Raw genomic sequence first — 15,963 nt, 5'->3', positions numbered from 1 at the left:
ATAAAAAAGTCTTCTGAAATGGATTAGGTGCAGGGAGCGGGAGATCCCTCCGCTGCGGTCGGGATGACCCTCCGGTTGGTGCGGCGCCAAACCTGTTGTTGTCAATGGTAGCGCATCTGCCGGATGGTCATCCTGAATGGAACGAAGTGGAACTGAAGGATCTCCTGTTGGTAGAAAAAAGTCTTCTGAAAGGGATTGGGTGCAGGGACCGGGAGATCCCTCCACTGCGGTCGGGATGACCGTCCGGTGGGAGCGGCTCCAAACCTGTTGTTGTCAATGGTAGCGCATCTGCCGGATGGTCATCCTGAATGGAACGCAGTGGAACTGAAGGATCTCCTGTTGCTATAAAAAAGTCCTCTGAAAGGGATTGGGTGCAGGGACCGGGAGATCCCTCCACTTCGGTCGGGATGACCGTCCGGCCGGAGGGACCATCCGGATGGTGCCGCCATCCTTGTTGTTAGCAAAGAAACCGGTGCGAAGCGGAATCACCAATTCTCTCATTCAAACGACGAAAGCCGTCATTCCCCGGCTGCATTGCGCTCCTCAAGGAATGACGGCTTTTTCGGAGACCGTCCTTTATACTGAAAATCCCCTTAGTCCACTTTAAATATAGCGAGCTTCACGAATTCAGCAAGGCGCTCGTTTATTTCCGTTTCAGAAAGGCCGACCAGTCTTTCGACTCCGAACTTTTCAACGCAGAACGAAGCCATTACCGACCCGTAAATAAGCGCGCGCTTCAGGTTTTCAAAGGAAATATCATCTGTTCTGGCCAGGTAGCCTATAAAACCGCCCGCGAAGCTATCGCCCGCACCGGTCGGGTCAAACACTTCTTCCAGTGGAAGCGCCGGAGCAAAAAACACTTCGTCGCGGTGAAACAGCAGTGCGCCATGCTCCCCTTTCTTGATGATGAGCGTTTTCGGCCCCATCGTCAGGATTTTTTTGGCTGCCTTCCGCAGCGAGTATTCACCTGAAAGAAGCCTGGCCTCCTCATCGTTAATGGTAAGCAGATCTACCTCTTTCAGTACTGTCTTCAGGCTGTCCAGCGCAATGTCAATCCAAAGATTCATTGTATCGAGCACTACCAGCCTGGGCCGGGTGGCAAGCCTGTCGAGCACCATTTTCTGTATTTCAGGGGAGGTATTTCCCAGGAGCAGATAGGTCGCCCCCTGGTAGGAATCCGGAATTTTCGGATTAAAATCCCCCATTACATTCAGCTGGACCTCAACCGTATCGCGGCTGTTCATATTTTCGTGGTACCGCCCTGACCAGAAGAAGGTCTTCTCCCCTTTCCTTATTTCCAAGCCCTCTGTGTTCACTCCCTGCGTTTCCAGGAGATCAATCATCGATTGCGGAAAGTCATCGCCTACTACGGCAACCAGGTTGTTCGCTTTTGTAAAATAGGAAGCCGCCAGGGTGGCGTAAGTGGCAGCGCCACCAATTATTTTGTCTGTTTTCCCGTAAGGCGTTTCCAAAGCATCGAATGCAACGGAACCGACTGTCAATAAACTCATAAAAAAGTGATTAATCCCAAAATGAAAGACGCCGCGAATATAGTAAATACTCCGCCTTATACACGTTCCAACTTGCTGGGATAAGCTTTTTTAGCATTCCATTGACAAACATAAATGTTCTCGTCCTGATCCACGCATACATCGTGACAATGGTGAAACAGCGGTTTTTCCTGTACCATAAGCTGTAGTTTCCCGTTACGGTATTCCGGGGCCGTGCCGCCCGGGTTGGAAATCACCCGGTCATTTTTGTCCAGTATGGTAACAAATCCGGAACTGGGCGTTTGGTTGAGGTAGCGCAGCCGCGACCAGCATACACCGGCATACAGGTTTTCGCCTTTGATCACCGGTCTGCAAACATAGGCTCCCGGCAGAAAAATCGTAGCGAGGTATTTACCGTCAAGCGTAAAACGCTTGAAAGAGTTATGCGCTCTCGAAGTCACCAGAACAGTAGGATTTGCCTTGTTCCGGGTATCGATGGCCACGCCATGGGCGGTGGAAAACTGGTGATCGGCATCGCCGGCACCACCGAATTTATCGATAAACTCGCCTTTCGGTGTGTAGCGAAGCACGAAATTAGACCCGTACCCGTCGGCAACATAGATGGTTCCGTCAGGGCCGACTGCTGTTTCTGTCGGTTTGAAAGGCCATTCCTTTTCATAACCGCCCTGGGAAGAAGGATGCTCAATGGTCATCAGCACCTTTCCTTTCAGATCGGTTTTGAAAACCTTCCCATGGTTTACATCCGTTATAAAAAGAAACTCCTCTCCGTTCGCATTCCAGAGCGACAAACCATGTCCGCCAGGGTATTCGTGCCCCCAGCTATCGAGCAGCTTACCGGACCGGTCATAAATCAGAACGTTGTTTTTAACTTCATCACCGAGCATGATCAGCCTGCCTTTGGCATCCTGAACCATTTCGTGACAGTTATTAACCGGGAAACTGGAGGCGTCCAGCTTCCCCCATTCGAGCTTCAATTTGTAGCGATGGCTTCCATGGCCGAGAATTTCTCCGTCCACAGGCGTTGTCATTGGATTCATGAATTCAGGTATTGTAGATAATGCTGTAAATCCCAGGGCGGTGTTCCGCAGGAACTCCCTTCTTTTAAGCTTCATTATACTTGTCGGTTAATTCCTATTTATCAGGCAATATATTATATTTACTCCGACTTTAATTGTCATCTATACATACTTTAAGTTTAAAGACTACTATACTTATGAATTTACTGCCTTCTGTCGGCCGGCGACTGACGCTGTTCCTTTGCTGCCTTGTTCCGTTAACTCCCATTTCCGCCCAGGATACGTCCCCTGCAGAAACTGACCCCGAACTTATCCTGCAGGAAATCTTCCCTGTAATTCCTGAGGATATTGATCCGGAAGAGCTCTTCGAGCACTTTTCCCAACTTTTAAACGACCCGCTGGACCTGAACCTGATGACCCCGGAGCAGCTCCGCTCTACCATGATCCCGGGTGAGCGCCAGATTACTTCATTTTTTGAGCACCGGCAAAAAGCAGGCCGCTTTATTTCCATTTACGAATTGCAGGCGATACCGGAATGGGACCTGGCGACCATCAAACGACTGGCACCGTTTTTGACCGTCACCGAAAAGACCGTGTCCCTAAAAAAATCACTGGGCTCGCCAACACAGCATTTTCTTCTGGCACGGGCCCGGCGAACGCTCGAAAAGCAAAAAGGATATACCGCTCCCGACCGGCCCGGAGCCAGCCGTTATGCCGGAAACCCCTATCATCTGTACCTGCGCTACCGTTATGCGCGGACCGGGGTCTTCAGTACGGGCGTATCACTGGAGAAGGACGCCGGCGAAGTTTGGCGCTGGTCCCCCGCAAGACAGGTCTACGGCGTTGACTTCACGTCATTCCATATCCAGCTACTGAACCGGGGAAGGTTAAAAAATCTGATCCTTGGCGACTTCCAGGTGCAATTTGGCCAGGGACTGGTACTCTCGTCCGGCCTCTCACTCGGGAAAAGCGCCGAAGTAATTCAAATCTCAGGCAGAAGCTCCACAGGAATCCGCCCTTACACTTCCGCGATCGAGCATCGTTTTTTCCGCGGGGCAGCCGCCACGATTGAACTTACCCGACGGCTTCACTACACGGTTTTTGTTTCCCTCAGGCGGACCGACGCCACCCTCTCGGAAAAGAACGGCACCGTCATCACTTCGTTTCCGACCGACGGCTACCACCGGACTACCAGTGAAAGGAACAAGCAGGGAAACGTAGCAGAGCGGAACAGCGGCTCACAGTTGGTCTATCATTCCGGGAAAATACCGCTACAGTTAGGTATTACCACCCTTTTTACCGGCTATAGCTTGCCGGTTGAAAAAAGAGATCTGCCTTATAACCGGTTTGAATTCAAAGGGAGAAATAACCTGATTGTGGGTTTACATGGCACCTACCGGTTGAAAAACCAGCATTTTTTTGCCGAATCCGCGCGATCGTCCAGCGGGGGAACCGGTACGGTAACGGGCGCCATTATCGCGTTGAACAAACACTGGGATGCCGCTCTGCTTTACCGTCATTACCGGCACAACTTCCACACTATATACGGGAATGCCTTTAAAGAAGGCTCCCGTCCGATTAACGAGAAAGGACTTTATGGCGGGATACGTTTCGCTCCATCGGGAAAATGGCGTCACAGCGCATATCTCGACTTATTCAGGTTCCCCCGGAGAAAATACCTCGTTGACACCGCTTCCGGCGGAAACGGCTTTCTGCTTCACACACTCTGGAAGCCCCGGAAAACTTTCCGGGCGTACGCCTCGTTTCAACGGGAGCGCAAGCAGAAAAACAACAAGGGCGCAGATGTTCCTGCGCTTCCGCTGGCCAAAACAATCAGGAATACGGCAGCTATCAGCCTCGACTGGAGCAAACCCATGCGCTATACCCTCAGGACGAGGCTCCAGGGCGTTCGTTATCGCTTTGGCGAACAGGCTCCTTCATTAGGCTTCGCCCTGATCCAGGACGCATCGATCAGGCTTCGGAGATTTGAAATCAGCGGCAGGTTCGCATTTTTCCGCACCGACGACTACGATAGCCGCCAGTACGCTTTTGAACGGGATGTGCGTTACGCTTTTTCGCTTCCGTCTTACTATGATCACGGCACCCGGCATTACCTGATGGTGCGTTACCAGGTTTTTCGGGCGGCGCAAGTCTGGTTACGCTGGTCACAAACCCGGTACAACCGGTTAAATACCGTAGGCAGCGGACTGGACGAATCCGGCGGCAATACCAGGAGCGAAGCCAAGCTCCAAATCATGTACCAGCTTTAACCGAACTACCGACCCGGTCAGCGCCTCGGCCGGGCGGTATTCGCATCTACCCTGCCTTCAAGTCTGCTAACCGCCGACGCCCCGAAAAAGCCCAGGGCCTTTGTTCCGCTTTCACTTTTAATATTGCCGGGTATGTTGGCAAAGGGAACCGCGAACAACCCGCCGTTACTGGCTTCCGTACGGACCTGCTCCAGGAACCGGAAGGCAGATTCGTTAATGCTGAGCAACTCAACGCCGACGGAATCTTTATCGTTGAATAATTCGCCGATCGTAAGCGACTGCCTGATCGGAAGTATAAATATAAGACCGTCTGTAGCAGACTCCTTGGAGCCGGCCGCATCATAAGCGATGGAAATATTAACCGGGTTGCTTTTATAAGGCTTTCCGTCCCGTAGCGGTTTTATCCAGTAAGTGTCCCCGGCCCCTTCCAGGTCCCGGGCATAAAACTCGGCGATAAAGCCGTCTTTAGGGCCTTTTTCAGGTTTGGTAGGCCAGGATTCGTGCGTAAAAATCAGGGAGTCTACCCGCGGTACTCGTTTTATTTCATTCTGAGCCGTATACTTTTCACCCTCGTGCTCAATATGGAGGGTATATTGACGACCGATTGCGCCCATAGTCGAATCTGCGACTTCCCAAACATACCGGCCGTTTGACGAAACGTCCTTGAATTCATAAATCGCTCCCCGGTTGTCCTGGACCCACACCCGGGCATTGAGAGCCGGGGTAGCAGGAGCGTTGTCGAAATAGGCGCCGGTTTTGCTGAGCCTGATTTCCTGCGGCCCCGGCTGATTGTATATCCAACCGTCTACTACCAGCAGTGGCGGCCCGGTTTGTGTTTCCAAATCAATCACATCCTCACAGCCCCACAGGAAAGGCACTATAGCCAGTACCAGGCCGCTCTTTAACCAGTTAACTTTTAAAAAATCCATGGTTATCACTTTAATCATCTCTTGATCTAAAACTCAAAATTGTAGGTAACGGCAGGTATTATGCTACCCATGACCGCGTACCGGACCGCTTCCGTTTTCATCACATTTTCCTCGTTGATCCGGCCGAAAACGGAGAAGGGGTTTCTGCGGTTGTAAACATTATAAACCGAGAATACGACTTCCTGCTCACCTTTTCCGAAAAGCTTCTTCTTTGCTTTCAGAGTTGCCGACAGGTCGAGCCGGTGGTACGTCCCGATCCGGTTGTTGTTCCTGAGATTACCGTGGTTGTAGGGCAATGGCCAGCCATTAAATTCGAACCTGGCGGTAGGAAAAGTCGCCGGGGTTCCTGAGGTAAGTACAAAATTCCCCGAGAATGAGAGCCTGCCTCCGGGCTCGTAAATGGCTACAACATTCAGGTTATGCGGCTTGTCAAACCGCGTAGGGAACCATTGGTTGTTGCTGATCGTATTTACTTTCCTTTCGGTCCGCGCTAGGGTATAGCTGACCCAGCCAGTCAGCTTGCCGTTGTTTTTCTTGGCATAAAACTCCGCTCCGTAGGCACGCCCCTTTCCAAACAGGAGATCACCTTCCACAAATTGGTTGAGCAGCAGGCTCGAGCTTGGTACATAGTCGATCTGGTTGAACAGTTTCTTATAGTAAACCTCAACAGAAAACTCATAGGCATTGCCGGCCAGGTTCTGGAACCACCCGAGGGCAACCTGGTCTGCTACCTGCGGCTTGATATTGTTGGACGAAAGCGTCCATACATCCAGCGGCGTACTGGCTGCTGTATTGGAAAGCAGGTGCAAATACTGGGCAGTACGGTTGTAGCTTACCTTCAATGACGACCGGTCGCTGACGCCGATATTGACGGACGCTCTCGGCTCCCAGTTGCCGTACTGTTTGACGACGCTTCCTTTGGCGTACTCTTTCCCGGGCAATACCGGGTCTTTTCGCGTACCCGGTTCAACGTCAACAAAATCATAGTAGGTCCCCGGCCCAAGGCTCCTGAACAAAGAATAGCGGATACCGTATTGCAGAGCAAGCCGCTCACCCAGTTTTTGTTCGCTACCGATATACAGCGCTGATTCGTCGGCATGCTTGGGTTGCTGGCTCAGGTCGATGCGCTCGTTTTCCGAAATGGCGACAGCGTTCGCAGGCTTCGCGTTGTAGTTGATATACTGTCCGCCGAAAGTAATCTGGTTACCCGGAGAGAGATAAAATGTAAAATCAGGCTTAAAGCTTGAACTGATAATTCTTGAATTCCAACGGAAAGCATCTGCTTCGGTTTCTTCACCTACCCGCAAACTGTAGTCATAGTTGCTGTAATACCCGGTGAGGTTCATGAACAACCGGTTTGAAAATACATGGTTCCATCGTGCTGTTGCAGTGGCATTGCCCCATTCGAAGCCAAAACCGCCGCCGCCAAAAACATCGCGTCCAAAATACCCCGACGCAAAAAAAGTATCTTTATCACCCAGCCGGTAGTTGACTTTGGTGGTCAGGTCATAATAATAAAACTTGGAATCTCTCAGGTCCTTATTGAGAAACGGCTTGGCAAGCACATCCAGATAAGACCTTCGCCCTGCCACTATAAACGATCCTTTCCCCTTGGCAAAGGGCTGTTCGTAGGTAAGCCGGGAAAAAATCGTACCGATACCGCCGCTCACTTCCCGCTTTTTATTATTCCCTTCTTTCATACGCACGTCCAGGATAGAGGAAATACGCCCGCCATACTGCGCGGCAATTCCGCCCTTGATCAGCTTCACATCCTTGACCGCATCCGGATTAAAAATGGAAAAAAAACCAAAGAGGTGCGATGAATTATAAACGGGCGCTTCGTCCAGCAAAACCAGGTTTTGTGAAATATCTCCGCCCCGCACATTGAATCCCGACGATCCTTCGCCTACCGTGCTCACGCCCGGCAACAGCTGGATACTCTTGATGAGGTCCACTTCCCCCAAAAGTGCCGGCATCTTCCGAATGGTTTTCATTTCCACCTTGTTGACCGACATCTCGATGCTCTTTACGTTTTCGTCTTCACGCCGGGCAGACACCAGCACTTCTGCCAATTCTTTCGAAGTCTGAGCGAGTTCAAGATCCTGCTTCAGGTCCTGGTTGAGCGTGATGGACTTCTCCTGATTGTCATAGCCCACGTAAGAAAAAACCAGCGTATAACTCCCTTCCGGAAGCGTAATGGAGTAAAAGCCGTATGGATTGGTGGTAACCCCTGAACTGGTTTCCCTCACAAAAACGGAGACTCCGATAAGCCCTTCTCCATTCCCGCCGTCGCGCACGTAGCCACTCACCGTACGCCGGTCCTGCGCTGCTACATCAAGAAAACCAATACTGAAAATCAGAAGTAAAAAATATTTCATTTGCATAAAAGGTGTGAGCAAAGAGTGATGAGTTGTGCGATTCTGTTTACAACGGGTCGGAGGGCGGCAAACCGGTCCTTTTGTGCTGACCCCTAAGACTTTTTGATTCATGGCTATTTCACAGATATAAATTTAATTCACGGTTTGAGCACAAAAGCCAGCTCGTCGGCTTTGGGATCCCTACATCTCCAAAACCTCAAACCTCACGACTCAAACCTAACAACGTACCGCAGCGTCTCGTATTTCTCAATCTATCAGAAAAATACAATCTCTATTTTTTTGATTTTTAGGCGGCGATTCAATTTTCAAACAAAAGAAGCCATTCGCCCCGATCTCCGAAAACAAAAAGTGATAAAAGATCATTAAGAATGGTAAACGGCAAACCGCTTACGGGATTTCGGGATAAACAGGTTGCCGCGATAAAGTTTGATAAAAATCCCGATCTTGCTATCAGGCTACCAGAGAATATGAAACCATTCCACACCAACCAAAACCGGCTGTCGGTTGCAACCTGTATTTTTTTACTATCAGGCTGTATTTCGGGATTCGCCCAGAACAGGACGATGTCGCGTGCCCACTCGCACAACGAGTACCTGCAGCAACAGCCGTTTCGGTCGGCATACAACCACGGATTCGGCTCTGTTGAAGCTGATCTGTTTTATCGCAACGACTCGCTCTTTGTTGCTCATGAAAAAAGGGAAATCTCGCCAGACCGCACTTTCGAATCGCTTTACCTTGACCCGATCATCAGGATCTGTCGCGAAAACAACGGCAACATAGCCGCGGATTCATCCCGCCGCCTCCAGTTATTAATTGACATGAAAACACCTTACGGGGAAACCCTCGCGCTGTTGGTCCGGAAACTGGCGCCGTACCGTGAATTCCTGTCCCCTGCAGGTAAAGTAAAAATCGTCGTCAGCGGCAACACACCGCCGCCCTCAGCGTTCGGGCAATACCCCGATTATATTTTTTTTGACGGCCGGCCGGAGATCGACTACCCCGCACCCGCCCTTGCCAGGCTGGGCTTAATCAGTCAAACCTTCCGGAAGTACAGCAATTGGGACGGAGACGGGCAAATTCCTGCCGAAGATTTGGCAAAGCTTCAAAAAATAGTCGGGGAAGCTCATAAAAAAGGCAAGCCTTTCCGTTTCTGGGCAAGCCCGGATAATAAAAATACGTGGAAAACGCTATTGATGATCGGGGCGGATTTTCTCAATACCGACAAAATAGAAGAGCTGTCAGCGTTTCTTGCCGCCCCCGGAAACTAACCGGTCAAAGCCCCAGTACCTCCTTCAGGCGAATATACCCGCTCCGGCTGACCGGCACCCTTTCCCCGGTGCTCAGGCTGACCGTATAGTTGTCTTTTTCGTAGGGTTCTATCCGGGTGATCAGTCGGACCTGGACGGTGTAGGACCGGTGGCAGCGTACAAACAAATGGGCCGGCAGCGACTTCTCAAAGTCGGACATGGTTTTGTTCTTCGGGAAACTGCCTTCGGCGGTAACGATGTTTACATAGTCGTCTGCCGCTTCCAGGAAATGAACTTCTTCCAGCGGGATAATCTTTATTTTACCGTCGTTTCTAACCACGATCCGTTCTGCCTGAACCGGGGACGCCGGAGACTGGCCGAGCATTTCTGCAACCTTTACCGCTTGTCCGGGCTGTTGCGTCTGCCATTTTTGAACAGCGCGGGCGAAGCGCTCCTGGCTGAAAGGTTTCAACAGGTAATCTACAGCGTGGGCTTCAAAAGCCCGCATGGCATACTCATCAAAAGCAGTGGTAAAAATAACGGGCGGCGGTTGTTCCAATAGCTCCAGCATCTCGAAACCGTTGATTTTCGGCATCTGTACATCCAGGAAAACCAGGTCAGGCTGGAGTTGCCTGATACTTTTTAATCCGTCAAACCCGTCCCCGCACTCACCACAGACCACCAATTCCGGAAAATCCTTCAGGTATTCACGTACTACCCTTCTCGCTAACGGCTCATCGTCTATCAGCAATACATTCGGCATCGGATCAAGCTATTTGCGGAATATTCATGACGGTTGTAAAAATACCATTTTCCCCGTAAGTTTTCAGCAACTGTTGTCCGGCAAACAGCAAATAAAGCCTGCGCTGTATAGAACTCAGTCCGAACCCGGTTCCTTTACCTTTATTTTTGGGATCGTAAGGGTTTGTTACCGTAATAACAAGCTCCTTCCCCGATCGGGCCTCCGCAACAATGGTAATTTCTATATCCCCCATGGTGTCATAAAGCCCGTATTTGATCGCATTCTCAACAACCGGCTGCAATAACATGGCGGGCAACCGCATGTTATCAGTGATGTCATTGCTCTCCACACGGGTAGACAGGCGGTGCCCGAAACGGACTTTTTCAATTTCCAGGTACAGTTGCAAATGGGTCAGTTCCTCTGCGAGGGTACTCCATTGCCGGCTTTCCTTCCGGAGCGTTCCCCTCAGGAAATCCGAAAGCTGCTGGATCATTTTCCGGGCCATATCGGGCTCGAACCCGATAAGCGCATTAATCGAATTAAGGCTATTGAACAAAAAATGCGGCTGTAATTGTTGCCGCAGGTTGTAAAGTTCTGCTTCGATTGCCAGGTTTTCAGCCTCTTTCTTTCTTCTTTCCGCCTCCTGCTGGTTCTGCAAACTGTACCACAGCACGCTGCTCAGGCCGGCGATACCGATAATAAAAAAGCCAAATAAAGCCCTGACCGGCGTCGACTGCGCGAAAAAGCTCACATACTCGAAGGAGTTTTCCAGCAGCAGCGTGATCAAAAACCTGCTGACGAAAAACCAGATCAGCGTCATCACAAAGCAAAGCCAGAAAATGTAGCTGTACCTTTTCTGCGAAGGTTGAAAATAACGGAGATTATTGCTTACTGCTATGCAAGCCAGCATAAGCAGGGTGTTGCTCGCCACGCTGTCGATGAGAGCCGCCCTGACCGAAAAGTCGTACCAATACAGAATAGCAGCGTGACCGGCTATCCAGATCACCCAGATACCGGCAAATGCCAGTCGAAAGCGGAGTATGGAAAATGGAGATTGCATGGCGCGGGCGGTCGGCTCAGTAGCTCTTGATTTCTATGCCTCCCAACAGGCATACTCCTTCAAGTATTAACAGTTTTCCCGGTTCTGTTCTGAGGAAATGGGGATCCCGCTTATCTTCCACTCCACCCAGCACCGCTACGACATCCGATTGTACATCCCAGGTAGCCGGCACGACCAATTCGGTGCCCCCCATAATATTGGTTGCATCCAGCCGCACGGTTCCGGTAATATCTGCTTTGGAAAGATCTATTTCAGTTCCCCCCATAATGGTGACGACTTCACCGCCACGAAAATTCTTGGTAACCACTACTTTTTTAACACTTCCGAAAATAGAAGTTGCATCGATTACGTCTGTTCTCACATACCCGGTTCCCTTGCCGAAAAAGTCACGATCTCTTGACGGCGGAATCCCATCAGCCGGAGGATTTGCTTCCCGTAGCGCCCTTAGCCTTAACCCGGGTTTAAGGATCAGGTAAATACCGCAGGCAATCGCAATGGTTGCCCAGGTAAACTGGGGGCGGTTAAAAGCGGGGATAATTTCGTCCAGAAGGGAGATCGTGCCGATTGCCACCAAAACAAACCAGCCCGCTCCCCGGAACTGTTGCCTGATGCCGACGATGAGTCCTATCGTTACCAGGATCATTTCCCACCTGAAGACCCACCTCGGGAAATCAGGGAACACGTTTCTCAGTAAAATGGCTACGCCCACCACCAGCAGGATACCGCCTGTGATTTTGTTATTGCTGAACTTCTTTCGCTCTCCGTCAAAAGCCGGACCTCCGCCGGGTTCAAAATCTCTCATAATGTATAAAAGGTATGAGGCATGAGGGGTGAGATCCGGGCGCGGGTTTACCGCCTCACACCTCGCTGCTCACTGCTTATGTCCTCTGGTTAACGAGTCAAAACTAGTGGAAAGCGGGCGCGGTTCCAATATGTGCCGGGTCAAACACTTGTGATTACCGGTAAAATACGGATTATCTCCGGTAGACGAACGACCGGGATAGAACCGGCGACGTTCAAATTTCGATTTCCCCGCGCAAATAGGCCCGTACCTGGCCCGAAATCAACACCCGGTCTTCGTTTAACCGGCAGCGGAGCTTTCCGCCCCGCTTGGAAATCTGGGCCGCCGTAAATTTGGTTTTCTCGAGCTGATGCGCCCAGTAAGGTACCAGGGTAGTGTGAGCCGATCCGGTGACCGGGTCCTCGTCAATCCCTGACTGTGGGGCAAAAAAGCGGGAAACAAAATCTACTTCTTCACCGGGCGCCGTAAAAATAATACCGCGGGTAGGAACGGTAGAAAGCACGATAATATCGGGCTTTAATTCAGCAAGCTCTTTTTCCGATTCCAATACCACCATATAGTCTGACTGTCCGCGGTAAACCCCTACTGCCAGAACCGGGGAGATGGCCTCCTGCAATGCGGGCGGGGGTACGGCTACCTGGTAAGTGTCGGCGGGGAAGTCGAGGGTAAGCCAGCCGTCAGGTTCTTTCGTTACACTCAAAACGCCGCTTCTGGAATCAAAAAAAAGTTGCGTTACCTCGCCATCCAGTTTGGAAAACTCCACATATGCCGCAGCCAGTGTTGCATGACCGCAGAGGTCCACTTCAAGCTCCGGAGTAAACCACCTCAAAGCATACCGGGCACCATCCTTCACATAAAATGCCGTTTCAGGCACCATATTCTCGGATGCAATCTTTTGAAGAATTTCGTCGGAGAGCCACTCTTCGAGTGGAACCACCGCAGCCGGGTTTCCTCCAAAAAGCTTATCTGTAAATGCATCGAGCTGATAGATAGGTATTTTCATGTGTATAAAAGGTTTGAGCCGCAGCGGCGGGCCGCTTTGAAGTGTGAGCTTTGAGCTTCGGAGAATAAGCTTTTAACCTTAATCGTGCAGTTTGAACCAACACCTTATGGTCCTTCGCTTACACCTCACGCCCGCATCAGCAATTAAACAAGTATTGTTCAATTTTTCAAATGCGGTCACAAAAAAATACAAAAACTTCACAATATCGCTTTGATTTATGCACGGGGATGAAATTCAGTAATGACCTGCCTCAGGTAATCGCGGTCGAGGTGGGTATAAATCTCGGTAGTCGTAATCGATTCATGGCCAAGCATTTCCTGTACCGCTCTCAGCCCGGCTCCCCCTTCAATGAGGTGTGTGGCAAATGAATGCCGGAAAGTATGCGGGCTGACCGTCTTGGCTATACCGGCGGCGGCGCATGCTTCTTTTACCACCAGGAATACCATAACCCGGCTAAGCGCACCTCCCCTGCGGTTCACAAAAACGATATCTTCCGCTCCTTTCTTAACCGTCATTAGTCGCCGGTAATGTTCCATATACACCGTTACGTACCGGACCGCATCCCTTCCGATAGGCACCAGGCGGGTTTTACTCCCTTTCCCGGTGACTTTGATAAAACCTTCATCAAAAAAGCAATCGGTGATTCTAAGCCCGGTGAGTTCGCTTACACGAAGTCCGCAACTGTACAGAACCTCGATCATGGCGCGGTTTCGGGTGCCTTCGGCGGTACTATGGTCAATGCCTTCCAGTATACTGACAATCTCCTCGTAATCCAGCACTTCCGGGAGTTTCCGCGATAACCTGGGCGATTCTATCAATTCGGTGGGGTCTTCGCGGATGATTTCTTCGTTCAGCAAAAACTTAAAAAATGCCCGGTTTCCCGACAAAATGCGGGATTGTGAAGACGGCGTCATACCCAGTTCGGCAACATATCGCAGGAAATGCAGCAGGTGCTGCTCATTGACCTCGTCCACCGCACAATCCACGCCGGTCATCTCCAGGAACTCAGCCAGCTTTTCGACATCACGGATGTAGGCATCAATCGTGTGGGCCGACATAGAACGCTCCAGGAGCAGGAAATTCCGGAAATCGACGATATATTTTTGCATATTGCACAGGAGCATTCCGCTACAAATTTATGACGAAATACGCAGACCTGAAGCTCCCTTCGCAGGTGTTTCAGCTTATTGACCCGGTTTTTGAGCAGGCAGGCATACAGGTATACCTGAAACGGGACGATCTGATCCACCCGGCCATATCGGGCAACAAGTGGCGCAAACTGAAGTACAACCTGCTCCATGCATTGGAGCAAAAGGCTGAAGCGCTGGTATCTTTCGGGGGTGCATTTTCCAACCACCTCTACGCGCTCGCTACCGTCGGCAGGCTTTGGAAAATCAAAACCATCGGCTTTGTACGCGGCGATGAGCTCGGCCCGGAATCATCGGCCACACTCCGCCATTGTGCCCGCGAAGGAATGGAACTCCATTTTATCAGCCGGACCGCCTACCGCGAAAAAGAAAAATCTCCGGAATTCCGGCATTTCACGGGATTGCCTGCGAACACCTTTCTAATACCGGAAGGCGGCACCAATGCAATGGCCCTCCGGGGTGTCGGGGAAATGACCGACGAGGTGGAAAGCGCCGGTATACAACCGGATATTTATGTCGTGCCTGCCGGAACCGGCGGCACCGCAGCCGGGCTGCTTGCCCGCGATCGGAAAGTACTTGCAGTAGCGGTTTTAAAAAATGCGGGGTTCCTGCAAAGAGACATAGAGAAGTGGATTTCTCCCCAGCAATCCGAGCGCCTTGATCTGCTCACGGACTACCATTTTGGCGGGTATGGAAAGCATACGGAAGAACTGCGCTCATTTATTCACCGGTTTGAATCGGCGCACGGAATACTGTTGGAGCAGGTCTATACCGGAAAAATGATGTTCGCGTTATACGATTTGGCTAAAAGGGGCTATTTTGCACGGGGAACTACATTGCTGGCCGTTCACACGGGCGGGCTGCAGGGAAAACTTGAATTATAATCTCTTCTAAAATGTTACAACTTGGCTTCGTTAGCGCCATCCTGGCAGATTTTTCGTTGGACCACGTCCTGACCTTTGCGCACAACCACGGTTTCAAATGCGTGGAAATCATGTGCTGGCCTAAAAACAATGCCGATAACCGCCGCTATGCGGGGGTTTCCCATATCAATGTAGATGCGCTGGGCGAAAAAGAACTGAAACAAATCGGGTATATGTTTCGCAACTCAGGTGTATTCGCTTCGGCGCTGGGCTACTACCCCAACCCGCTGGATCCGGACCCGGATAAATCCAAGTTTTATATCGACCATATCCGGAAGGTAATCGACGCGGCCGTCAAGTTGAAAATCCCGGTGGTGAATACCTTTATCGGGCGGGACCCTTCCCGAAACCTTGCCGATAACCTGGCGCGCTTTAAAGAAGTCTGGCCCGACGTTGTAAAATACGCCGAACAGAAACGGATCAAGATCGGAATTGAGAACTGCCCGATGTTCTTTACCGATGACGAATGGCCGGGCGGCAAAAACCTGGCAACTTCGCCGGCTATCTGGGACAAGCTGTTTGACATTATCCCTAGCCCCAATTTCGGTCTCAACTATGACCCCTCACACATGGTGTGGCAGATGATGGATGAGATCAAACCCATTTACGACTACAAAGACCGCCTGCACCATATCCACCTTAAAGATGTAAAAATCTACCGTGACAAGCTGAACCGGGTAGGCATTATGGCTAACCCGCTGGAGTATCATTCTCCAAAACTTCCCGGGCTGGGCGATGTAAACTGGCGCGGGTTCTTTACAGCACTCACCGACGTACGCTATCGCGGGCCGGTAGTGATTGAAGTAGAAGACAAGGCCTATGAGGGACATATCAATGACGTAAAATCCGCCATTCTTACCAGCCGGAATTATGTAACCCAGTTTTTAGGATAGCTTCGACAGGCTCAGCTACCGTTTTTCTACCGAGAGTCACC

Annotated in this window: 15 protein-coding genes; 6 read left to right on the top strand and 9 right to left on the bottom strand. The window is 50.8% G+C overall.

Annotated features, from left to right (window positions below; genetic code table 11):
- Nucleotides 1–104: 104 nt before the first annotated feature.
- Together ABD852_RS17645 and ABD852_RS17640 are read left to right on the top strand one after the other, a co-directional pair.
- Nucleotides 105–239: a hypothetical protein gene (locus ABD852_RS17645; RefSeq protein ID WP_345031314.1), complete on the top strand. Its 135-nt coding sequence runs from the start codon at nt 105–107 to the stop codon at nt 237–239.
- Nucleotides 240–308: 69 nt separating this feature from the next.
- Nucleotides 309–461, top strand: a complete 153-nt coding sequence (locus tag ABD852_RS17640; protein ID WP_345031313.1) for a hypothetical protein — start codon at nt 309–311, stop codon at nt 459–461.
- Nucleotides 462–593: 132 nt separating this feature from the next.
- On the opposite strand, the gene ABD852_RS17635 is transcribed toward ABD852_RS17640, so the two are convergent.
- Together ABD852_RS17635 and ABD852_RS17630 are read right to left on the bottom strand one after the other, a co-directional pair.
- A complete protein-coding gene (locus ABD852_RS17635; protein WP_345031311.1) occupies nt 594–1,511 on the bottom strand; it encodes a PfkB family carbohydrate kinase in 918 nt (305 codons plus the stop codon).
- A gap of 56 nt (nt 1,512–1,567) precedes the next feature.
- Entirely contained in the window at nt 1,568–2,623 is a 1,056-nt protein-coding gene (locus ABD852_RS17630; RefSeq protein WP_345031310.1) for an NHL repeat-containing protein, read from the bottom strand.
- A 101-nt stretch (nt 2,624–2,724) separates the two neighbouring features.
- Between ABD852_RS17630 and ABD852_RS17625 the strand changes: the two genes are divergently transcribed.
- Nucleotides 2,725–4,797: a ComEA family DNA-binding protein gene (locus ABD852_RS17625; protein WP_345031307.1), complete on the top strand. Its 2,073-nt coding sequence runs from the start codon at nt 2,725–2,727 to the stop codon at nt 4,795–4,797.
- Between the two features lie 17 nt (nt 4,798–4,814).
- Here the strand turns inward: ABD852_RS17625 and ABD852_RS17620 are convergent, their stop codons facing one another.
- Complete coding sequence (locus ABD852_RS17620; protein ID WP_345031304.1) at nt 4,815–5,726, bottom strand: DUF4249 domain-containing protein; 912 nt, start codon at nt 5,724–5,726, stop codon at nt 4,815–4,817.
- A 26-nt stretch (nt 5,727–5,752) separates the two neighbouring features.
- The gene (locus tag ABD852_RS17615) at nt 5,753–8,104 is read right to left on the bottom strand and encodes a TonB-dependent receptor (protein ID WP_345031302.1); all 2,352 of its coding nucleotides are present in this window, start codon (nt 8,102–8,104) and stop codon (nt 5,753–5,755) included.
- A gap of 467 nt (nt 8,105–8,571) precedes the next feature.
- Here ABD852_RS17615 and ABD852_RS17610 point away from each other — a divergent pair, with 467 nt between their 5' ends.
- The gene (locus ABD852_RS17610) at nt 8,572–9,372 is read left to right on the top strand and encodes a phosphatidylinositol-specific phospholipase C/glycerophosphodiester phosphodiesterase family protein (RefSeq protein WP_345031299.1); all 801 of its coding nucleotides are present in this window, start codon (nt 8,572–8,574) and stop codon (nt 9,370–9,372) included.
- A 4-nt stretch (nt 9,373–9,376) separates the two neighbouring features.
- On the opposite strand, the gene ABD852_RS17605 is transcribed toward ABD852_RS17610, so the two are convergent.
- The 5 genes from ABD852_RS17605 to xerD form a co-directional block, all read right to left on the bottom strand.
- Complete coding sequence (locus ABD852_RS17605; RefSeq protein WP_345031297.1) at nt 9,377–10,114, bottom strand: LytR/AlgR family response regulator transcription factor; 738 nt, start codon at nt 10,112–10,114, stop codon at nt 9,377–9,379.
- A 4-nt stretch (nt 10,115–10,118) separates the two neighbouring features.
- Entirely contained in the window at nt 10,119–11,153 is a 1,035-nt protein-coding gene (locus ABD852_RS17600; RefSeq protein WP_345031294.1) for a sensor histidine kinase, read from the bottom strand.
- 16 nt (nt 11,154–11,169) lie between these two features.
- Complete coding sequence (locus ABD852_RS17595) at nt 11,170–11,955, bottom strand: LiaF transmembrane domain-containing protein (protein ID WP_345031292.1); 786 nt, start codon at nt 11,953–11,955, stop codon at nt 11,170–11,172.
- Between the two features lie 214 nt (nt 11,956–12,169).
- Nucleotides 12,170–12,958 carry a PhzF family phenazine biosynthesis protein gene (locus tag ABD852_RS17590; RefSeq protein WP_345031290.1) on the bottom strand — a complete coding sequence of 263 codons (789 nt, stop codon included), beginning with the start codon at nt 12,956–12,958 and terminating at the stop codon, nt 12,170–12,172.
- Between the two features lie 215 nt (nt 12,959–13,173).
- Entirely contained in the window at nt 13,174–14,067 is an 894-nt protein-coding gene (xerD, locus tag ABD852_RS17585) for a site-specific tyrosine recombinase XerD (protein ID WP_345031287.1), read from the bottom strand.
- Nucleotides 14,068–14,096: 29 nt separating this feature from the next.
- On the opposite strand from xerD, the gene ABD852_RS17580 reads away from it, so the two are divergent.
- Nucleotides 14,097–14,990: a 1-aminocyclopropane-1-carboxylate deaminase/D-cysteine desulfhydrase gene (locus ABD852_RS17580; RefSeq protein WP_345031285.1), complete on the top strand. Its 894-nt coding sequence runs from the start codon at nt 14,097–14,099 to the stop codon at nt 14,988–14,990.
- Between the two features lie 11 nt (nt 14,991–15,001).
- Complete coding sequence (locus ABD852_RS17575; RefSeq protein WP_345031283.1) at nt 15,002–15,922, top strand: sugar phosphate isomerase/epimerase family protein; 921 nt, start codon at nt 15,002–15,004, stop codon at nt 15,920–15,922.
- The last annotated feature ends 41 nt before the right edge of the window (nt 15,923–15,963 follow it).

The sequence above is a fragment of the Ravibacter arvi genome (assembly GCF_039540405.1).
In the GTDB taxonomy this organism is placed as follows: domain Bacteria; phylum Bacteroidota; class Bacteroidia; order Cytophagales; family Spirosomataceae; genus Ravibacter; species Ravibacter arvi.
The sequence above is the reverse complement of the archived record's forward strand: the minus strand, read 5'-3'. Positions and strand labels throughout refer to the sequence as shown.